This window comes from Clostridium pascui, from assembly GCF_016908015.1.
GTDB lineage: Bacteria > Bacillota > Clostridia > Clostridiales > Clostridiaceae > Clostridium_AK > Clostridium_AK pascui.
Genome location: NZ_JAFBDB010000007.1, coordinates 97,783 through 119,248, shown reverse-complemented (window position 1 = coordinate 119,248; position 21,466 = coordinate 97,783). Strand labels below are relative to the sequence as shown.

The 21,466-nt window shown below is 30.1% G+C and carries 24 protein-coding genes; 20 read left to right on the top strand and 4 right to left on the bottom strand.

Annotation, left to right across the window (positions count from 1 at the left end; all coding sequences use genetic code 11):
- The first annotated feature begins 171 nt into the window (after positions 1–171).
- Entirely contained in the window at positions 172–1,866 is a 1,695-nt protein-coding gene (locus tag JOC70_RS15935) for a methyl-accepting chemotaxis protein (RefSeq protein ID WP_204599891.1), read from the top strand.
- Positions 1,867–1,970: 104 nt separating this feature from the next.
- Here JOC70_RS15935 and JOC70_RS15930 read toward each other — a convergent pair whose 3' ends face one another.
- Positions 1,971–2,387, bottom strand: a complete 417-nt coding sequence (locus JOC70_RS15930; protein ID WP_204599890.1) for a hypothetical protein — start codon at positions 2,385–2,387, stop codon at positions 1,971–1,973.
- Between the two features lie 327 nt (positions 2,388–2,714).
- Here JOC70_RS15930 and JOC70_RS19445 point away from each other — a divergent pair, with 327 nt between their 5' ends.
- The 7 genes from JOC70_RS19445 (at position 2,715) to JOC70_RS15905 (ending at position 8,336) form a co-directional block, all read left to right on the top strand.
- On the top strand, positions 2,715–2,840 hold the full coding sequence (locus JOC70_RS19445) for a hypothetical protein (protein WP_279381267.1): 126 nt from the start codon (positions 2,715–2,717) through the stop codon (positions 2,838–2,840).
- Between the two features lie 180 nt (positions 2,841–3,020).
- Positions 3,021–3,233: an ATP-binding cassette domain-containing protein gene (locus JOC70_RS15925; protein ID WP_204599889.1), complete on the top strand. Its 213-nt coding sequence runs from the start codon at positions 3,021–3,023 to the stop codon at positions 3,231–3,233.
- On the top strand, positions 3,223–3,351 hold the full coding sequence (locus JOC70_RS19440) for a hypothetical protein (protein WP_279381266.1): 129 nt from the start codon (positions 3,223–3,225) through the stop codon (positions 3,349–3,351). Before JOC70_RS15925 ends, JOC70_RS19440 begins: the two co-directional genes overlap by 11 nt.
- A 30-nt stretch (positions 3,352–3,381) precedes the next feature.
- Positions 3,382–4,644, top strand: a complete 1,263-nt coding sequence (locus JOC70_RS15920) for an MFS transporter (RefSeq protein WP_204599888.1) — start codon at positions 3,382–3,384, stop codon at positions 4,642–4,644.
- Positions 4,645–4,998: 354 nt separating this feature from the next.
- Positions 4,999–6,423 (top strand): efflux RND transporter periplasmic adaptor subunit, encoded by a 1,425-nt coding sequence (locus JOC70_RS15915; RefSeq protein WP_204599887.1) that lies wholly within the window; start codon positions 4,999–5,001, stop codon positions 6,421–6,423.
- Positions 6,423–7,130 carry an ABC transporter ATP-binding protein gene (locus JOC70_RS15910; protein WP_204599886.1) on the top strand — a complete coding sequence of 236 codons (708 nt, stop codon included), beginning with the start codon at positions 6,423–6,425 and terminating at the stop codon, positions 7,128–7,130. The genes JOC70_RS15915 and JOC70_RS15910 overlap by 1 nt, the downstream gene beginning before the upstream one ends.
- On the top strand, positions 7,131–8,336 hold the full coding sequence (locus tag JOC70_RS15905) for an ABC transporter permease (RefSeq protein WP_204599885.1): 1,206 nt from the start codon (positions 7,131–7,133) through the stop codon (positions 8,334–8,336).
- 87 nt (positions 8,337–8,423) lie between these two features.
- Here JOC70_RS15905 and JOC70_RS15900 read toward each other — a convergent pair whose 3' ends face one another.
- The 3 genes from JOC70_RS15900 to JOC70_RS15890 all read right to left on the bottom strand — a co-directional run bounded on the left by JOC70_RS15900 (position 8,424) and on the right by JOC70_RS15890 (position 10,372).
- Positions 8,424–8,822: an NUDIX domain-containing protein gene (locus JOC70_RS15900; protein ID WP_204599884.1), complete on the bottom strand. Its 399-nt coding sequence runs from the start codon at positions 8,820–8,822 to the stop codon at positions 8,424–8,426.
- 118 nt (positions 8,823–8,940) lie between these two features.
- On the bottom strand, positions 8,941–9,891 hold the full coding sequence (locus tag JOC70_RS15895) for a hypothetical protein (protein WP_204599883.1): 951 nt from the start codon (positions 9,889–9,891) through the stop codon (positions 8,941–8,943).
- On the bottom strand, positions 9,884–10,372 hold the full coding sequence (locus JOC70_RS15890; protein WP_204599882.1) for a sigma-70 family RNA polymerase sigma factor: 489 nt from the start codon (positions 10,370–10,372) through the stop codon (positions 9,884–9,886). Before JOC70_RS15890 ends, JOC70_RS15895 begins: the two co-directional genes overlap by 8 nt.
- A 242-nt stretch (positions 10,373–10,614) precedes the next feature.
- On the opposite strand from JOC70_RS15890, the gene JOC70_RS15885 reads away from it, so the two are divergent.
- The 12 genes from JOC70_RS15885 to JOC70_RS15830 all read left to right on the top strand — a co-directional run bounded on the left by JOC70_RS15885 (position 10,615) and on the right by JOC70_RS15830 (position 21,268).
- Positions 10,615–12,801 (top strand): EAL domain-containing protein, encoded by a 2,187-nt coding sequence (locus tag JOC70_RS15885; RefSeq protein WP_204599881.1) that lies wholly within the window; start codon positions 10,615–10,617, stop codon positions 12,799–12,801.
- 287 nt (positions 12,802–13,088) lie between these two features.
- On the top strand, positions 13,089–13,937 hold the full coding sequence (locus tag JOC70_RS15880; protein ID WP_204599880.1) for a Rossmann-like and DUF2520 domain-containing protein: 849 nt from the start codon (positions 13,089–13,091) through the stop codon (positions 13,935–13,937).
- The gene (panB, locus tag JOC70_RS15875) at positions 13,934–14,761 is read left to right on the top strand and encodes a 3-methyl-2-oxobutanoate hydroxymethyltransferase (protein WP_204599879.1); all 828 of its coding nucleotides are present in this window, start codon (positions 13,934–13,936) and stop codon (positions 14,759–14,761) included. The genes JOC70_RS15880 and panB overlap by 4 nt, the downstream gene beginning before the upstream one ends.
- Before the next feature lie 38 nt (positions 14,762–14,799).
- Positions 14,800–15,654, top strand: a complete 855-nt coding sequence (gene panC / locus JOC70_RS15870; protein ID WP_204599878.1) for a pantoate--beta-alanine ligase — start codon at positions 14,800–14,802, stop codon at positions 15,652–15,654.
- Between the two features lies 1 nt (position 15,655).
- The gene (gene panD, locus JOC70_RS15865; RefSeq protein WP_204599877.1) at positions 15,656–16,030 is read left to right on the top strand and encodes an aspartate 1-decarboxylase; all 375 of its coding nucleotides are present in this window, start codon (positions 15,656–15,658) and stop codon (positions 16,028–16,030) included.
- Positions 16,031–16,367: 337 nt separating this feature from the next.
- The gene (locus tag JOC70_RS15860) at positions 16,368–17,369 is read left to right on the top strand and encodes a 2-hydroxyacyl-CoA dehydratase family protein (protein WP_204599876.1); all 1,002 of its coding nucleotides are present in this window, start codon (positions 16,368–16,370) and stop codon (positions 17,367–17,369) included.
- Complete coding sequence (locus tag JOC70_RS15855; RefSeq protein ID WP_204599875.1) at positions 17,366–18,127, top strand: acyl-CoA dehydratase activase; 762 nt, start codon at positions 17,366–17,368, stop codon at positions 18,125–18,127. The genes JOC70_RS15860 and JOC70_RS15855 overlap by 4 nt, the downstream gene beginning before the upstream one ends.
- 17 nt (positions 18,128–18,144) lie before the next feature.
- Positions 18,145–18,576, top strand: a complete 432-nt coding sequence (queD, locus tag JOC70_RS15850) for a 6-carboxytetrahydropterin synthase QueD (RefSeq protein WP_204599874.1) — start codon at positions 18,145–18,147, stop codon at positions 18,574–18,576.
- A 1-nt stretch (position 18,577) separates the two neighbouring features.
- Positions 18,578–19,243 carry a putative 7-carboxy-7-deazaguanine synthase QueE gene (gene queE / locus JOC70_RS15845; RefSeq protein WP_204599873.1) on the top strand — a complete coding sequence of 222 codons (666 nt, stop codon included), beginning with the start codon at positions 18,578–18,580 and terminating at the stop codon, positions 19,241–19,243.
- Between the two features lie 4 nt (positions 19,244–19,247).
- Positions 19,248–19,838 (top strand): GTP cyclohydrolase I FolE, encoded by a 591-nt coding sequence (gene folE / locus JOC70_RS15840; protein WP_204599872.1) that lies wholly within the window; start codon positions 19,248–19,250, stop codon positions 19,836–19,838.
- Between the two features lie 22 nt (positions 19,839–19,860).
- Entirely contained in the window at positions 19,861–20,517 is a 657-nt protein-coding gene (gene queC / locus JOC70_RS15835) for a 7-cyano-7-deazaguanine synthase QueC (RefSeq protein ID WP_204599871.1), read from the top strand.
- 205 nt (positions 20,518–20,722) lie between these two features.
- Entirely contained in the window at positions 20,723–21,268 is a 546-nt protein-coding gene (locus tag JOC70_RS15830; protein WP_204599870.1) for a carbonic anhydrase, read from the top strand.
- Positions 21,269–21,466 lie beyond the last annotated feature (198 nt).

Genomic DNA, 21,466 nt, shown 5'->3' with positions numbered 1-21,466 from the left:
AATATTAATAGATATCACAGTAATTGTATAAAAATATGGAAATGTTGGTTATTATGGGAGTTATATTCAATAATACAGATGAAATGTTAATGAAAATAAAGGAAATAATAAAAAAATATCGAATATATTTAAACACTAAAAAGTTGTAGCTAAAGATGGAGGAGTAAAATTATGAAAATCAAAGGAAGATTAGTAACAGCATTTAGCTCTATTATAGTTATATTTTCTTTAATTATTTTTACAGTAGTATATTATAGAGTTAATAAAATGGTAAATGAAAACTTTAAACAGACAATATTAGCTAATGCTAATATGGGAATTACTCTTATAGATACAAAATATCCTGGAGAGTGGGAACTAAAGGGAGAGAAATTATATAAGGGAGATACTTTAATCAATGAAAATTTTGATGTAGTGGATTCAATAAAAAAGGATACAGGATATCTGTCAACAATATTTATGAAGGATACAAGAGTATCTACTAATGTGGTTTTAGATAATGGAGAAAGGGCAATTGGTACAAAGGCTTCTAAAGATGTAACTGAAAAAGTATTAAATGAAGGAAAGGAATATCATGGAGAAGCGATAGTAGTAGATAAAAAAGTGATAACTCATTATTCTCCAATAAAGAATTCAAATAATGAAGTTATAGGTATGTGGTTTACAGGAATAGAAAAAACAAAAGTTGACTCAGAGATATTCGCATTAATGCTAAGTATTTTTATAGTAGGCATTATAGTATTAATTATTAGCATAGTTTTTACTTTTATGATAGCAAAAAACTTAGTAAACCCATTAACCCTTGTAATAAATCACTTAGGATTAATATCAATGGGGAATTTTACTATGAGTGTACCAGATAAGTTTATGAAAAGAAAAGATGAAATAGGTGAAATTGCAAAGGCTTTGGATACTATGCAAGGTTCTATAAAGGCCCTTGTGGAAAATGTAAGATATGAGACAAATTCGATTGAAAATGTTGTATATATGGTAAATAAAAAAGTAACAGATCTAAATGAAAATATAGAGAAAATATCATTAACTACAAAAGAACTATCTGAAAGTATGGAAGAAACTGCGGCATCATCAGAAGAAATGTCTGCAACGGCAGATGAAATTGAAAGAGCTGTTTACTCCATTGCAGAAAAATCACAAGAAGGTGCCATGAAAGCAGGAGAAATCAATAAAAGAGCAGAGGAAACAAAAGAAAATGTGCAACATTCTCAGAAAAAATCTAATGATATATTTATAAGCACAAAAATGGACCTAGAAAGGGCCATTGAAGCATCAAAGGTCGTAGAGGAAATAAATGTACTTTCAGAATCCATAATGCATATTACATCTCAAACAAATCTTCTTGCGTTAAATGCTGCTATTGAGGCGGCAAGAGCAGGGGAAGCAGGAAAGGGATTCTCAGTGGTAGCTGAAGAAATAAGGAAACTGGCAGAACAATCTAAAAGCACAGTAATTGAAATCCAAAATATAACGAGTAAAGTAACAGAATCTGTAAAAGATCTTTCAGCAAGCTCAAATAAGCTATTAACATTCATGAATACAGATATATCAAATAATTATAATACTATGCTTAGTGTTGCAGATAAATATAGTAAAGATGCAGAGTTTGTTCATGATCTTGTATCAGAATTTAGCTCAACTTCAGAGGAACTTTTAGCATCCATAAGTGATGTATTAAAGACCATAGATGGAGTTGCAAAAGCAGCTGGTGAAGGGGCGGGAGGAACAACAGATATTTCACGTAGAGTTTCCGAAATTAATAATGAATCTAATGATTTATTAAGAGAGGTATTAAAGTCAAAAGAAAGTTCCAATAAGCTTAAGAAAGAAGTTTCCAATTTCAAAATTTAAGCCTTTAATAAGAGGGACGGTTCATAACTATTTATTCATAATAGTTGTGAGCCATCCTAAGGTTATTATAGGATTTAAACTAGTATGAAATAAATTTGAATATATTATAAAAGCACATCAATTCTTTTTTTTAAAACATCATAAATATCTTCGCATTGTTCATTTATATCATAGACTAATTTTTCAGTATCTTTTATTTTAGAAGATTTAGATGAAGTATTGATAGACACTGCTAAATGACCAGCAGAGCTGGCTAAGGCTAATGAAGTAGCACTTAATAAATATAAAGTATTTAATAATGGAGTAACATAGTTTTCTATATAGTTCTTTTCTTCAGGATTTAACCCCAATTTAGTTATCTCATCTTTAATTATATTTACACTTGAAAGGGTTTCAGCAGATTTAATAATACTATCTGAGATCGGACAAGTTTCAGTTTCTGTATTGCTAACACTATTTATATCACTTGTATTATTAATACTATTTTTTTGTCTTTCTTTAAATTCTTGTTTGCTACTCATCTATTAACTCCATAACGCATAATTTTATTTATTATTTATTTATATGGGATTATATACATGGGTATGTATAAACATTTTATTTTGATAAAAGCATGTGAGTAAAATTAAGTGTTGGGGAAATGTAATAAAAGATATTATAGAATAATTTTCATATCGTAATAAGATGGAACCATAATTATGTAAAAAGTGATAAGCATATTGTGAAAATATGCTATGTCAATGGAAAAGTTTATAATAAAAACCAGTAAATTTCAGAAATTCATTGATTTTATAATTGATTTGGATTATAATGTTAGTGTTACATATTAAAGTAAAGGAGGTAAAATTATGAGTATTTGCATTATTAGAAAAATGGATAAAATTAGAGCAATATCTGTAAGAATTTCAGCAAATTTTGTGTTCGACGGGACAAGTGCGTCTAAAATTAAATATTTTTCTGAAGTAAGCAGGTGATTCATATTTTACCAGATATACTAAGCTAATAATATCCGGGTAAGGTGTGGCCTTGCCCGGTTTTTTATATTCTTTTTGTGGAGCATTCCGGGCAGTAGTTTACTTGCCTGGATTTTTTGTTGTTAAAAATCAAATAAATCTGGTAAGCACACCTTATCCTTATTTTAAGGAGGGGTTTATATGATTGAATTATCATTAAATGGAGTAATTAAGTATTTTGGAGCTAACTTAATCTTAAGTAATATTACCTTTGATGTGCATCAAGGAGAAAGGGTTGGGTTAGTTGGGAGAAATGGAAGTGGAAAAAGCACAGTATTAAAACTGATATCGGGACTAGAGGCTGTCGATAAAGGGAATATGGCCATTAGAAAAGGAGTAAAAATTGGATGTTAAAATAAACTCCATAGGTTTTCATTATATAGAACTAAGTAAATACACTTCTCAAAAAGAGAATATTGAAAAGGAACTAGAAAGGTTACTGGAAGAATGGATTAAATATAATGAAGATTAATTAAATATTATGCAAGGACGTGAATATAAAATGAAATATTTAAAACAGCTAATAAAGCCCTATGTAGGGTTGCCTAAAGAAATATATGTAATATTTGTTGCTAGAATAATTAATGCTTTTGGTTGCTTTGTAATGCCATTACTAACGATTATACTAAAAGACAAAATAGGACTGTCAGAGCAAATGGTTGGAGTGTACATAAGCGCTACAGGTATATTACAGCTCCCAGCTGCTATGCTCGGTGGAAAACTGGCGGATAGTATAGGAAGAAAAAAAGTAATAGTTATATTTGATTGCTTAGCTGCGTTACTTTACCTAAGCTGTGGATTTATGAAGCCATCTATTACTATGGTATATGTATTAATGCTAGCATCAGCTTCAATGATTACTGCTGGGCCAGCGCATGACTCTTTAATAGCAGATTTAACTACTCATAATAATAGGGAGGGGGCATATGCCCTTTCATATATGGGATGGAATTTAGGTTTTGCTATAGGACCAGTTATAGGTGGACTTTTGTATGAAAAAAACTTGTCTCTTATATTTATAGGAGATGCAATAACAGCTTTAATTTCTCTTGCATTGATTACGTTATTTATTAAAGAAACTATTCATAAAACAGAGGAAGAAATTACTGATGAAAATCGTATTATGGAGAGGCGCGAAGAAGGTTCCATCTTTCAGGTACTTATAAAAAGACCAATATTAATTTACTTTGCTATAATTGTATGTGGATTTAATTTTGTGTATTCTCAATGGTCATACTTAATGCCGCTTCATCTTATATCTATTCATCCAGAAAATAAAGCTGAAATTTTTGGACGGATATCAGGACTCAATGGAATAGTAGTAATATTATTTACTCCTTTAATTACTTTTATGTCTAAAAATGTTAAGAGTATTAGAAGAGTGGTTTATGGGGGATTACTATATGCCTTAGGGTTTGGAATGCTAGGCTTTTATAATGGGTTAGTATACTTCTTCGTAAGTACATTTATATTTACTTTAGGAGAAATATCACTTGCAATTAGCACATCGCCATTTATTGCAAATCATACACCAGCATCCCATAGGGGAAGGATGAGTGCTATTATTCCTATGATATATGGATTAGGTTATACACTAGGACCTGTAGGAATGGGGCAAATATTAAGATTTGCAACAATAAATGGTGCTTGGAAGATAGTTGGAGTTATAAGCATTACTGCATCTTGCTTTATGCTTATGCTTGAATCTTATGAGGAAAGAAATAAAATTCAAATTAGTACTGAAGAATTGGTAAGCGCTAAATAGTACAAAAGAGCATCGGTTGTTAATTTTTATAATTAATAATTTTTCCGAAGGAAAGAAGTTACATTGTAGTTATTAAGAAATAATTAATATATTAAATTTGCTATGAAGCAGCTCAAAATATTGAACTATAGCTTTGTGTATGATATCATAAATGGCATAAAAGCCAATTATTTCAACAATATAACTTAATTGGAGTTTATTTATAGTAAATATGAAATTAAATTACCCTGATAATTTATATAAATACATTTTTTCAAAATGTATTTGCTTAATTATTAGGGCATTTTAATGAAAAATAAAAGAGATCACTAATCTAAGAGTGAAGTGATTTATAAGTATAAAAGGGGGATAATTATGGATAATGAAAATTCACAAAATCAGTCAAGTATAGAAGATGATACACAACTAAATGCAAAGCCAATTGCAGAATCTACTTCAGGTATAGGCTTCGATAATACTAAATCACCTAAATCTAAAAAGTTTAGATTTAGATTTAAAAAATCAATGATAATTGTTTTACTTATAATCATTATTGGAGGAGTTTTTGGAATTAGGTCTTATTCTAAGTCTCAAAAGGCGAAAATTAAAGAAATTAGCACTGCAGCAATTAAAAAAGGCTCATTAACTCAATCGGCAACACTTACAGGCAGTATTGAATCAAGCGGCAGAAACGAAATAGCATTATCTTCTTCTCTAAAAGTTATAGAGATTTTTGTAAAAGAAGGACAAACTGTCAAAAAGGGTGATATCTTGGCTAAGTTAGATGACTCAGATTTTAGAAGTCAGTTAGAAAAGCAAAAACTTAATTTATCTAATGCAGAATATAATTTAAATTACATAGTAGAAAGCAGTTCATCAAATGACAAACTAACTTCTGAAAATGCGTTAAAACAGGCGCAGATATCACTTGAAAATGCGAAAATTAATCTGGACGATATAAATAAAAAATTTGGACAAAGTAAAAATTTATTTGAAGGCGGATTGATATCAGCTAATGAATTTGAAGCAGCAAAAAAAGCAGTTAAGGATAACCAAAATGCTTTAAAAAGTGCTGAAATTGCTTTGACCAATGCGCAAAGTACTTATTCTAGCATGGATTCAACTATAAACAATAAGATTATAAATCAAAAAAATCAAATTGAATTAATTCAGTCAGAGATTCAGAGTCTTAACAAGAAGATTGAGGATTGTAATTTAAGAGCAAACGTAGATGGAATAGTTACAAAAATAGATGCTAAGGTAAATCAATATCCAGAAGCAGGGGAGAAGATTATAATAGATGATATTTCATTATACAAGGCTTCTATGGATGTAAGTCAGTATGATGCCATAAAGATGAAAAAGGGGCAAAAGGCAATAATTAATGTAAATGGAGGATATGAAAAATATACAGGAGCTATCACAGATATTGGACAGCGGGCAGAAAAAAAATTAAACTCAACAGATCAGGATTCAAAGGTTAATGTTAAAGTATCTATAAACAAGCCAGATGCAAATGTAAAAATAGGATATGAAGTAGATACAGAAATTATTTTGAATGAAAAGAAAGATGTACTACAAATAGGTTTTGAAGCAATAAAAGAAGATGCGGGTAAAAAATATGTTTTTGTTATAGACAGTAATAATACAATAGCTAGAAGATATATCACTACAGGATTGGAAACTGATTATAATATTGAGGTTTTAAGCGGATTAAAAGAAGGGGAAAAATACGTATTGAGTCCAGAAAAAACTTTAAAAGAAGGAGACAAAGTTTCTGAGTCTGGGGGAAATAAATAATGGTTATTGAAATTCAAGATCTTGTAAAGATATATGATACGGGAGCTATTACGCTCATGGCTTTGAAGGGTGTTAATTTTCAGGTTAAAGAAAATGAATATGTTGCAATTATGGGGGCATCTGGCTCAGGTAAGTCTACACTTATGAATATTTTGGGCTGTCTAGACAGAGCTTCTTCTGGTAAATATATTTTAGATGGTAAAGATATATCTACTCTAGATGATGATAGTCTTGCTGAAATTAGGAACAAGAAAATTGGATTTGTGTTTCAGTCATTTAACTTACTACCAAAGCTTAGTTCTCTTGAAAATGTTGAGCTGCCTATGATGTATAATAGGATACCTTTATCAGAGAGACGGAAAAGAGCAAAGGTAGCCTTGGCGAAGGTAGGGCTTGAAAGTAGAATGCATCATAAACCAAATGAGTTATCTGGAGGTCAAAGACAAAGAGTTGCAATTGCAAGGGCTCTAGTAAATAATCCATCGATACTTTTGGCAGATGAACCTACAGGAAATTTGGACAGCGCATCTAGTGAAGAAATAATGGGTATTTTTAAAGAATTAAATGATGAAGGTGTAACAATAGTAATGGTAACTCATGAGCCAGATATAGCAGCATATACAAAGAGAAATATTCTTTTTAGAGATGGGAATATAATATCCGATAAACCTGTTTTAAATAGAACATTAAGTAGGGGGCAGGTATAAATGTATGTTCTTGAAAGCTTAAAATCTGCTGTTCAAAGTATAAAGGCAAACAAAATGAGATCTTTTTTAACTATGCTTGGAATAATAATAGGTATATCATCTGTCATCACGATAGTATCAATTGGAGAAGGAGCAAAGCAGTTTATTACAGGTGAATTTGAGGGTATGGGAACCAATGTGATAAATTTGCAGATAAGTTCCTCAACAGACGATGTAGCAAAAAGGGATTATTTTACCTTAGAAGATGTAGATTTGTTAACAGCTAAGGTACCAGAAGTTACTGCAGTTGTTCCTATAGTTAGCGGCTTTAGCTCCATTAAAGTAAACAATAAGTCTAACAGGGCATATGTAAGTGCAATAAATCATAATTATCCAGAGATTGAAGATATAAAGCTTTCTTATGGAAGATTTTTAAATGAGCATGATGTTGATACTAAAAAAAATGTTGCAGTAATAGATGAGAGAACAGCAGTAAAATTATTTAATGATGTAGAAAATGTAGTTGGAAAAAAGGCAAAAATCAATATAGGTGAAAAGTACTTAGATGTATCAATTATAGGTGTTTTAAAGGAGAAAGAAGGGCTAGCTTCTTTTGAGGATAGCAGGCCAGGTCAAATATATATACCTATAACAATACGTGAACAAATAATGAAATCTAGTGATATAAGTTATATGTCTGTTATTGTATCAGATATGTCAAAAGCGGATGAGATAAGTTCTAAAATAATAAGAATTATTGAAAATAAACATAGTAACTCAGGTAAATACACAGCAAACAAGGGATTTGAAGATCTGGATAGCGTTAACAAGATATTAGACATGCTTATACTTGGATTAGGTGCAATTGCAGCTATATCACTATTAGTTGGCGGCATAGGAGTAATGAACATAATGCTTGTATCTGTAACGGAAAGGACAAGAGAAATAGGTATAAGGAAAGCAATTGGTGCTAAGACAAGTGATATAAAACTTCAGTTTTTATCAGAATCAGTTATTTTATGTCTAATAGGAGGAATAGTTGGAACTATGCTAGGTATTTCAGCAGGAAAAGCAGCAAGTAAGCTAATGAAGGTGGATATTCCAGTATCAGTAAAAGTTATACTTATTGCTTTTATTTTCTCATCATCAGTAGGTATTTTTTTTGGACTATATCCTGCTAAAAAAGCAGCAAAGCTTGATCCAATTGATGCCTTGAGATATGAATAAAGGGGTCAGACCCACGGGATAAAATGTAAAATTGTGATTTTTCATCGGTAAAAATGCAAGGAGGGATAAGTCATCTAACTTTCCCTCCTAATCCATTTTTGATGCCAATAATTTAACAGCAGGAAGATCTGCAGGTGCCCAGTTTAAGGAAAGCAAGTTTTCTTTAGGTAACCAAATAAGTTTTGCATGCTCATCTGCAATAGGGTGTCCACCTACAATTTTGCACTTTGCTGTAATTAAATTTACTATACAATTATCATATTCGTGAGTGTTGATATTGAATATATTAATAAATTCAATATCACAACTAAGCTCTTCTCTAATTTCCCGTATTATTGCATCAGCAATTGATTCACCATGCTCAATTTTTCCACCAGGAAATTCCCAAAGATTTGGGAGTGTCATCTTTGTAGAACGAAGAGCACAAAGCACTTGATTCTGTTCATTTTGAATAATTGCCCCAACTACTTTTACTATTTTTTTCACTTTAAACACCTCTTTATATAGTGTAGCATAGATGTCAAGTGCCAGGCACGTGGCAAGTTGCAAATTACTAATTTTATAGCCCCCTAAATTTAGGGGGCGGCATATTGGAAATAGCTGTTTATTTTGTAGGTTGTGAAATGATTAGTTCATTCCATAGTTTCTCAAAAATCTTATCATTAATTTTAAAGTATACAGTCGAATAGCCATAATTTACATATCCACTCTTTAAAATTGTAAAACTTACTTCACAGCCATCCTTTAATTTTAAGATAATTTCTTTATATTCGTCATCATTTCTGTAATCACCTAAGGAAGTTTCTATTTCCTCTTGAGAGTAAGGAGTAGACTTATTTACCTTATCAAGAAAGCGATTTAATAGGCTTATATCATTTATTTGGCTAAAAGCTTCTACACCATTATTCCAATTATTATAACTTCTAAATTTAGCTTCCATAACATTACCTTTAAGATTTAGCCTTCCAAATACATCTGCTCCGGTATTAATTGTTATTCCATTCAAACAGTCATAAAACTCAGGATAAGATGCTCCTTCAGGAGTTTTAATATTAGTCATTATTCTAAAAGCTTTATCATAGCCTTTTACTGCATATACGTCCTGTTCTCCTATATTAGAGGCAAACTCCTTTGAATACTCTGTTTGTTTACTCCATTCATTTATATTAGCTTTTGTTCTGCCTAACTTCTCGCCTAAAAGGTTTTCTGCATTTTTAGAATCAATAGTTGTATGGGACGCAGTATATATTTTACCATTATACACAATAAGGGGAATCATTTTAACATAAACACCATTGTTATTTGGTAATTCCATTTTAGGGATAGTTACTATATTAGCTGGATTTTTAGTTTTATTTGCTATAGTTTTAAAGCTCATGAGTCCTATACAGATTAATAAAATAGCGGCTACTGCTGCAAAGGAATTATTATACAGATTCTTCTTTGTCCTCTTCGTCTCTATAGAAGCAGAATTTAGATTGTTGGTTAGTTTATTTTTAAATTCTTCACTTGCTTTTATATTAGAAAAGGCATCTTTGATTTTGTTTTTATTCATCTTCAAAATCCTCCATCAGTTTAGATTTAAGTAATTTCCTTCCTCTACTAAGTTGTGAACCAACTGTTGATTCTTTTAAATTTAAAATGTTAGCAATCTCGGAAATACTATAATCTTCATAGTAAAATAGGAAAATAACACTTCTATATTTCAAAGGCAAACTTAAAACAGTTGCAATTATTTCATTATCTTCCTGACAAGTAGCAATAAACTCTCCCTCTAATGGAGCTGTCTTTTTAAACCATGAGGACTTTAACTTATCCTTACTTAAATTAATTGCAACCTTAATTAACCAGGCCCTTTCTTGTTCGCTGCTTTGAAATGTTGGCTGCTTCTCAAGAAGCTTAATAAAAGTCTCTTGTGTTATATCTTCAGCATCATTAAAGTTTTTCATGTAAGAGTAGGAAATTCTTAGTATCATATCAGAATATTTTTCAATAATATTTTGAATATAATTTTCGGTACCATAAAATTTATTCATGAGTTTTTACTCCCCTTTCATTACTAATACGATTTATAAAGCCAAAATTTTGCACTAAGCAATATTTTTATTAAGTAAATCTTTATGTTGCATTATGCTATCTTTGGTAATATAATATCATTGGTATGTCTTGGTAAATTTACGAAGGATAAGGAAGCATAAGTTTTCTAAGATTACCAAATTGCATTTTGAGAATTGGACAGGCGGATTATGCCTGTTTTTTTTGTTAATAGAGGTGAATTATGACTAAGCATATAAAAAATCATTTACTAATATCTTCAATTATTGGCTTTATTTTTATTGGAATAATTACAATGTTTATAGTTAAAGAAAATAGTAATATAAAAGCTAAGTATGAATTAAATTTAAGTAATAACAATAAGGATTATATTTACTTTATTAAGCAACAAATTTCCCACGAAAAGTTATCTATACAATCTAAGGGGGATGTAGTAGCAGAACTTCTAGATAATTCTTTAGAGGAAACTCATACAGATCATACTAATATAATATCAAGTATATTTAAAGATAAAAATATATTATCCGACATATCACATAATATATATTTTGTTGATGCTGTATCTGGTAATAAGATTAATTCAAAAGGAATAGTTAAATTAACTGATATGGAATATGATCTAAGAGGAAGAGAGTGGTATAAGCATGCTGAAAAATCACAAATTCCTATTGTAAGTGATGTTTACACTGATATGATAACTAAAAAGCCATGCATAACAATAAGTTATTCAATCTACAAGAATCATAAATTTATTGGCGTCATCAGTGATGATATACTGCTGGAGGATATATATAATTTACTTGTAAAAAAGGTATATAACTATGATATATATTTGGTATTTAATGATTATAATGTAATAATTTCATCATCTGAAGAGTCCGTAGATAATAACATTAACGAAATTAAAGATAAATGGATTGGAATAAATAAAGATATTTCGGGTTATATGAATTATAAGAATATTAATGACAATGAGATATATGGATATTACAATAGCATAGAAAATTTGAAGTGTACAATATTTACTTTTACTAAACCTACTGTAATAAGCAAGGAAAAGAATATATCAAATTTTCGTATTGCATCTATAGGAAGTATTATTTGTTTATTAATTCTTATACTGGGAAATTATTTTATAAATAGGTTTTATAATTTTAGTGATCTAACGGGTTTTAAAACCAAAAATAAATTATATGCTGACATCATAAGAAGCTCTAAATATTATGACAATGTTGGCTTACTAGTAATTAGTATTAAAAAATTAAGCAATATTAAATTTGCATATGGAAGAAATCTATATGAAATGGCTATAAATAAATATGCAAAATTAATAAAAGAACTCTTTGATGATAAGGCAACTTTATATAGTTATAGTGATAAATCCTTTATTTTGCTGTTTAAAGATGAAAATAAAGAGGAACTTTTAGATTTGATTGACAAGAATTTGGCTAAATTAGAGCGCAGAGAATTTAATATAAAAAATAAAAGTATTGAAATAGAATCATTTTTGGCACTTATAAATATAAACAAAATAGAAATGCAAAAGGCTAATGATAGCTTATTCAAGATAGAGAAAATAGTAGATGACCTAAAGTATGGTAAAGATAAGTATATATGCTCTAGTTTAGAAGCGTTAGCAAAAGATATAGAACTAGATAATAATAAATTAATGTTATTAAAAGAAGCAATAAAGGAAGATAGATTAGTACCATTTTTCCAACCAATAATTAACATAAAAACAAAAGAAGTAGAAAAGTATGAAGTGCTTATGAGAATAAAGGAGGGAGAAAATTATTTATCTCCGTATCCTTTTATTATAACTGCAGAAAAAAATGATTTAATAGAAACTGTTGATTTAACAATACTTGAAAAATCATTATGTTATAAAAGTAAGATAGACAAAGAAAATAAATTGGTATTTGCATTTAATTTATCTGTAAAAGAGATAGATAATATTGATTATTTAAATAAAGTAAATTCAATTATAGATAAGTATAATGTTAAACATGAAAATATAATATTTGAAATTACAGAGACAGAGAACATAAAAGACTTTAAGAAATTTACTTCAATAATTAACGAATGTAAAAAGAATAATTATAGATTTTCTATTGACGATTTTGGTACAGGCTTTTCATCTATGGACTATTTTAAAAAGCTAGATGTAAATTATTTAAAAATTGATGGTTCATTTATTAAGGATATAAATAGTAAACGCGAAAATCTATATATTGTTCAGGCAATTGTAAATATGGCAAAAGCATTTAATGTAAAGACTGTTGCAGAATTCGTAGAAGATAAGGAAACGCTGAATACTGTTGAAGAATTAGGTGTGGACTTGTCTCAGGGATATTATACAGGTAGACCCGATATTAATATTGACTTTATCCCAAGGATATCAAATCTATAAAAAAAGCTTCTATAGAGCAAAAATGAGCCGGTCAATGTTTGTAAAATGACATTGACCGGCGTTTTATATTTTTCTTGCCTAGTATTTTTTTCTGTGATAAACTCATTTTAATGGGTAGTATCCTTAAGGAACTGCACTATTTGGTTATATTCAACAAGGTTAATTTTAACTTTATATCAATATCTGCTCATATCACAATGAATGAGACTACTATACAGGAGAAGTATACCTCAGTATAGCTGAGGATTTTTTTGTATCACTTCAAAAAATTAAAGAGGTGATGCTTATTGAATATAGGTTTTATCGGTGCCGGTAAAGTTGGCTTTTCTCTTGGAAAATATTTATCTTGTAATAAAGTAAAAGTTGAGGGGTATTATAGCAGAACCTTTCGGTCTGCATATGAAGCGGCAATTTTTACAAATTCAAAAGCTTATAATAATCTAGAAGAACTTGTAAATAACAGTGATACAATTTTTATTACAACTTCTGATGATAGTATATGTGATATTTGGCAGAATATAAAAAACTTTAATATAAAGGGTAAAATTATTTGCCACACAAGTGGCGCAGAGTCTTCTAAAATATTCTTGGATATAAACAATTCAGGTGCATTCGGATATTCTATCCATCCTATGTTTCCATTTTCAGATAAGTTTAAAACATATATGTATTTAAAAGATGCCTATTTTTCAATAGAAGGAAGTAGTGAATATCTAAACTATTTATGCTCTTTTTTTGAAGAAATGGGTAATAAGGTTGTAAAGATTGATGGCAGCAAAAAGTCACTTTATCATTTAGCTAATGTTGCTGTGTCTAATTTTGTGTTATCACTTATAAGTTTAGGGTGTAATTACTTAGAAGAATGTGGAGTAGATTCTAAAGAATCTATTAGTGCCTTAATGCCGCTCATTAGTAGTAACATAAAAAACATAGGGAAAAAAGGATTTGTTAATTCACTTACAGGTTCTGTTGAAAGAGCTGATCTAGGGACAATAAAAAAACACATAGAGTGTATTCCATCAAAGGATGTGCACTTATATAAAATTCTATCAATGAGGCTCTTAGAATTATCTAAAGTGAAAAATACAGGAAGAAATTATGACCATATAAAAGCTTTTTTGGAGGGAATAGAATGAAGAATACATCAGTTAGTTTTAAGAAGGCTAAAACAGAAGGAGTCAAGCTTACAATGCTTACAGCCTATGATTATTCTACAGCAAAAATGATAGACGAGTGTGAAATTAATGGAATATTAGTGGGAGATTCTTTAGGTATGGTTTGCCTTGGATATAAGGATACTTTAAGTGTTACCATGGAAGATATGATTCATCATATTAAGGCTGTATCCAGAGGAAGTAAGAATGCACTTATAGTAGGAGATATGCCATTTATGTCCTATCAAACTTCAGTTTATGATGCTTTGTTTAATGCTGGAAGACTAATTAAAGAAGGAGGAGCTGAAGCTGTAAAACTAGAAGGTGGAGCTGCAGTATGTAAGCAAATTGAAGCTATAGTTAATGCTCAAATACCAGTTATGGGGCACATTGGTCTTACTCCACAATCTATAAATGTTTTTGGTGGATTTAAAGTACAAGGTAAAGATGAATCAGTTGCTAAGCAGCTTATTGAAGATGCGAAAAAAATTGAAGCTGCTGGAGCTTTTGCTATAGTACTTGAATGTGTACCAGCTAAGCTAGCAGAAATTATAACTAAATCTATATCTATTCCAACTATAGGAATAGGAGCAGGAGCAGGTTGTGATGGACAAATACTTGTATATCAAGATATGCTAGGCATGTTTTCAAATATTAGTCCTAAGTTTGTAAAGAAGTTTGCAGAGGTTGGAGAAAGTATGAAGAATGGTTTTAAGAGATATATAGAAGAAGTTAATAATGGAGCTTTTCCATCACAAGAACATACTTTTTCAATAGATGATAAGATAATAGATAAATTATACTAAGGGTTTCATTTAATCGGAAGGGAAGAAGTGGATTAAATATGATAACTGTATCTACAATAAAAGAACTAAGAGAATATACAAAACAGTGGAGAAGAGAAGGATTAAGTATAGGACTTGTTCCTACTATGGGATATCTACATGAGGGCCATAGAAGTTTAATTGATAAAGCAGTAAAGGAAAATGATAAGGTTGTTGTAAGTATATTTGTAAATCCTACTCAATTTGGACCTAATGAGGATTTAAGTACTTATCCAAGAGATATTGATAGAGATAAAGAACTATGTGAAAAGGCAGGTGCAGCCATAGTATTTAATCCTGAAGCATCAGAGATGTATTTTAATAATGCTAACACTTACGCTGATGTAGAAAAGTTAACAGATGGACTTTGCGGCTTAAAACGGCCAGGTCATTTTAGAGGGGTATGTACTATAGTATCTAAATTATTCAATATAGTTAATCCAGATAGAGCATATTTCGGAGAAAAGGATGCTCAACAGTTAGCGGTAATAAGAAGAATGGTTAGAGATTTAAATTTTGATATAGAGATAATAGGATGTCCTATAATAAGAGAAGAAGATGGACTTGCTAAAAGCTCAAGAAATAAATATCTTTCACTGGAAGAAAGAGCAGCGGCTACAATTCTTAATAAAAGTTTAATGAAAAGTAAAGAATTTTTAGAAAATGGAGAGATCAGTGCAGAAGTCATTAAATCTAAAATAAAAGCAGAAATTGATAGTGAACTTCTTGCAAAGATAGATTATATAGAAATTGTAGATAAATATACACTTGAGCCTGTAAGGGATATAAAAAGTTCTATTCTTATTGCAATAGCTGTATTTATTGGGAACACTAGACTTATAGATAATTTTACTTTTGAATTGGAGGAGAAATAATATGCAATTACACATGTTAAAATCTAAGATACACAGAGTTACTGTAACTCAAGCTGAACTTAATTATGTAGGAAGTATAACTATTGATAGAACTTTAATGGAAGCTGCTAATATTTTAGAATGTGAAAAGGTACAAATAGTAGATATTAATAATGGAAGCAGATTTGAAACTTATGTTATACCAGGAGAGCCAGGAAGTGGAACTATATGTTTAAATGGTGCAGCAGCAAGATGTGTTCAAACTGGTGATAAAGTAATAATAATGGCTTATTGTCAAATGGATGAAGAAGAGGCTAGAGAGTACAGGCCTATTGTAGTAATAGCTAATGAAGATAATACAATAGATAAAATAACAAATTATGAAAGAAATGAATAAAGTATAATACATAGAAATACTAAATAATAATAAAAGTATCCACGAAATTATTAATTAAGTGGATACTTTTATTTTGGCATGTGGAAGTTTATGGGTCATCATAATGCTTTATCCTGATCAGCTATTTTTATAAACTTGACTTAGTAAATATTTTATAGTAAACTGTAGCCACATAAAAAATAATAGAGACAGTTCGTAACCATCCTGTCTATAAACAAAACTAGGACGTAACTACTGAATTAGGTAGTTTTTTGTTTATGGAGGGCGTATGCCCTTTTTTGTTTGGAAAAAATAGAAAATTATAGATATATAGTTCCTAAGGTAAGGAGAAGTTATAATGAAAAAAATAGGTTTAACCACAACAGTACCAGTAGAAGTTATAATTGCTGCAGGATATACACCGGTAGATTTAAATAATATCTTTATAACCTCAGAGAATTATTTGAAATATATAGATATAGCTGAAAGAGATGGATTTCCTAAAAGCTTATGTGCTTGGATAAAGGGAATTTATGGAGTATGTTTAGAAAATAATATTAAAGAAATAGTTGGAGTTATGGGGGGAGATTGTTCTAATACTAAAGCCCTTATTGAAGTGCTTGAGTTAAGAGGAATAAAGGTTTATCCATTTTCCTTTCCCAATAGTCATAATCTTAAGGATGTAGAAAATGAAATAAAAAGATTTATTGATATTTTTAATGTAACTCTAGAAGAAGTTGAAGCAGTTCGAAAAAGATTGAATGAAATTAGACAATTAGGTAAAGAAATTGATGAATTAACTTATAAGGAAAATAAGGCCACTGGTTTTGAAAATCATCTATATCAGGTAAGTTTAAGTGACTTTAATGGAGATATAAACTCATATAAAGATGATCTTGAGAAAACTATCGATAATATTAAAAAAAGAAAACCAATAAATAAAAAATTAAGATTAGGATATATAGGGGTTCCTCCAATGACTGGAGATATATATGACTTTGTTGAAAATTTTAATGCTCATTTTGTTTATAACGAAGTTCAAAGAGAGTTTGCTTTCCCTAGGGGAGATAAGGCTTTAAATGTATTTCATCAGTATTATGACTACACTTATCCTTATGATACTGAATTTAGAATTAAAGAATTAAGAAAACAAATTGAAGATAGGAAATTGGATGGTATAATTCACTACACTCAAGCCTTTTGTCATAGGGCAGTTGAAGATATAGTGTTAAAGAATCAATTAGATATTCCAATCCTGAACATTGAAGGAGATAAGTTAAATTCATTAGATGCAAGAACAAAACTTAGGCTAGAAGCTTTTCTTGATATGCTTCTTGATTTAAAGGAGGCTGAAAGATGAGAATATTAGGAATAGATCTTGGAAGTAGAGAAGTTAAGATTGTGTTAATGGAAAATAATAATATAGTTCAAAAGAAAAAAGTAAGTACAATGAGTTTTTACAGAGATTATTGCAGTTTTGATGGCAAGATAATTGTAGATTTAGAAAAACTTCATATAGGTGAGGTTGATAGGGCAGTATCTACAGGTTACGGAAAAAATAATACTGATTTAAAGCTCTTTACACCAATAAATGAGATAAAGGCTCATACTTATGGGGCTATTTACCAAACCCATTTAAAAGATTTTATACTTTTAGATGTTGGAGGACAGGATGTTAAGGTAGTTAAAATAGAAAAAGGCATTACTACAGATTTAGAGCTTAATGAAAAATGTGCTGCTTCCTGTGGTAGATATCTAGAGAATATGGCAAATGTACTTGAAATATCCCTTGATGAAATGAGTAAATACTCAGAAAATCCTGTGGATTTAAATTCAACTTGCGCGGTATTTTCTGAGTCAGAGCTAATTGGTAAAATAGCTGAAGGCGTAGGAATTGAAAGATTATGTGCAGGGGTTAATTATTCTCTGTATAAAAGATTACAGCATCTTTTAACTAAATTTAGAGGTAAAAAACTAGTTTTAACTGGTGGTGTGGCTAGTAATATTGCAATAAGAAACTATCTTAAGAATGATTATGAAGAAATAGTATCTGTAGAAGAACCTCAATTTAATGGAGCAATTGGTTGCTGCTATTATGGAAGCAAGATTTTAAGATGAACTCAGGAGGAGTAATTATGTATATTTTAAAGGCAGAGCACAGCTTTGATAGTGCTCATTTCCTTGCTAATTATGAAGGCAAGTGTGGAAATATTCACGGACATAGATGGAAAGTTGAAATAGAAGTACAGTCAGAAACATTAGAAACGGGCGGTCAGCTTGATGGAATGGTAATTGACTTTGGAGATTTAAAAAGAGATATTAAAGCTATGGTAGATTATTATGATCATGCATTAATAATTCAAGAAGGAACTATGAGAGAAGAAACATTACATTGTATATGCCAAGACGGATTTAAAGTACTACAGGTAAATTTTAGACCAACAGCAGAAAGTTTTGCAGCATTTTTCTTTAAAACAATGAAGGAAAAGGGATATAGCGTAAAACGAGCTACGGTTTATGAAACTCCTACTAATAGTGCTATATATGAGGAAAGTGAGGCTAGATAAGGTGAATTTTAAGGTAGTTGAAAAATTTGTTAGTATTAATGGAGAAGGACGACGTTGTGGACAATTAGCAGTATTTATAAGATTTGCAGGATGTAATTTAAACTGCAGCTATTGTGATACTACTTGGGCTAATGAAAAAGATGTATTTTATGAGCTAATGTCAGATTATGATATATATGAGTATATTAAATCCACAGGTGTTAAAAATGCAACCTTAACAGGGGGAGAGCCTCTTCTTCAAGAAGGAATAATAGAACTTTTAGAGGTTCTATCTAAAGATAAAGAACTTAACGTCGAAATAGAAACCAATGGAAGTGTGCTTTTAAATAAGTTTGCCGACATAGAAAATTCACCAAGCTTTACCATGGACTATAAGCTCCCATCAAGTAATATGGAAGAAAAAATGTCAGTGGAAAATTTCAACTATTTAAATCAGAAAGATACAGTTAAATTCGTATCTGGCAGCACCAAAGATTTAGAGAAAGCTAAATATATAATAGATAAGTATAATCTCGTGGATAAAGCCAGCGTATATATTAGTCCTGTATTTGGAGAAATTCAAATGGAAGATATAGTAGAATTTATGAAAGATAATAAAATGAATGGAGTTAATTTACAGGTACAGCTTCACAAAATTATATGGGAACCAAGTAAAAAGGGGGTATAATATCATGGCTATTGATGTAAAAGCAATTGAAGAGCATATAAGGGGAATCCTAGCAGCTTTAGGTGATGATCCTAATAGAGAAGGGCTGAAGGACACGCCTAAACGTGTAGCTAAAATGTATGAAGAAGTATTTAAGGGAATGTGCTTTACTAACGATGAAATTGCAGAAATGTTTAATACCACTTTCGAGGATGATTTATCTATAAACGAAAATTCTAGTGATATAGTTTTTATGAAAGATATAGAAATATTTAGCCATTGCGAGCATCATTTAGCATTGATGTATAATATGAAGGTGGCAGTAGCATATGTGCCTAATGGAAAAGTTATTGGATTAAGTAAAATAGCAAGAATAGCGGACATGGTAGGCCGTAGACTTCAGCTTCAAGAGAGAATTGGAAGCGATATAGCAGAAATCATGCAAAAGATAACTGGCTCAGAAGATGTAGCGGTTATTATAGAAGGTGAACATGGCTGTATGAGTACTAGAGGAATAAAAAAGCCGGGAACCAAAACAATATCAACTACTTTAAGAGGTAGATTTAATACAGATACAATTTTAAATAATAAGTTGCTGATGCTTTATACTAAATAAAAACTTAAAGGCGGTGTAATAAATGAATAAGAAAAAAGCCATAGTAGTATTTAGTGGTGGACAAGATAGTACAACGTGCTTATTTTGGGCAAAAGAAAAGTTTGAAGAGGTTATAGCACTATCCTTCGATTATAATCAAAAACACAAACTAGAATTAGAATGTGCAAAGGACATATGTAAAAAATATAATGTAGAACATCACATTTTAGACTTAAATTTATTAAATCAATTAGCACCAAATTCATTAACTAGACAGGATATAACTGTTGATAAAAATGCACCATCCGAGGGAGTGCCTAATTCATTTGTAGATGGAAGAAATATGTTGTTTTTAACCTTTGTTGCAGTATTTGCAAAACAAAGAGGAATAAATACTATTATAACAGGTGTATCTCAAAGTGATTTCAGTGGATACCCAGATTGTAGAGATGTATTTATAAAATCCTTAAATGTTACACTAAATTTAGCTATGGATTATGAATTTGAAATTCTCACTCCTTTAATGTGGATAAATAAAGCAGAAACTTGGAAAATGGCCAGTGATTTAGGAGTTCTTAATATAGTAAAAGAAGAAACCTTGACTTGCTATAATGGAATAAAAGGAAATGGCTGTGGAGAGTGTCCAGCTTGTAAGTTAAGAAAAAATGGATATTTAGAGTTTAAAAGAGAATATTTATAATGAAAATGGGGATGGTGAATAACTAATTGTGATTTTATCAAATAGTTATTAATCGTCCTTAATTTATCCAACGAGGTCTTGAAAGATTTAACAAAAAACACTTGGCTAAATCTATCAAATATACTATAGTAAACTATATACTTGTAAAGGGTAATAAATGCAGTTCGTGACTACTTCTATTTACATAAAATAAGGAGGGCTATTTATGAATAGATTAATAAAGGTATTGGATAAAAAGGATATATTACCACAATATATAAATACTCCAATTGAAAAGTTGTTACAATATCATAACTTAGGATACGATTTTGAAAAATATGCTAAGGCTGACCTTTTAGTAGGAATGTGTATGGATAATCGTAAACAACTTAGAATTCCAAATAATTTTGCATATATCTTACGAACAGGTGGGGGAAATTTGAGATATAGTGAATTTAAGGTATCCTATGCTGTTGCTATTGGAAGTGTTAAGACAATAGCTTTAATAGGTCACAATAATTGTGGAATGGTAAATTTAATATCTAAAAAGGATAATTTTATAAAAGGATTAATTGAGAATGCTGGATGGGATGAAAAACATGCAGAAGAACATTTTACAAGTTTTGCTCCAATGTTTGAAATTGAAAATGAAATAGATTTTTTATTAAGTGAAACAAAAAGGTTAAATGAAAAATATCCAAAGATATCAGTTGTACCGTTATTTTATAATGTAGATGATAATCTCTTGTATTTAATTGAGGAAAGTAAATAAAATTACAGTGTTATCAAGAAAACAAGTGATATAATATAAATTTAAGCTAAAGGCATCTGCAAATTGCAGGTGCTTTTTCGTGTGCGCCCGGCATACGCGTAATCTTGTCAGTGAAAGTCCGATACGCAACTTGCCAAGTGCCACCCACATGGCAAGTTGTTATGTACATGATAAGTATGTTAATAATTACAATATAGA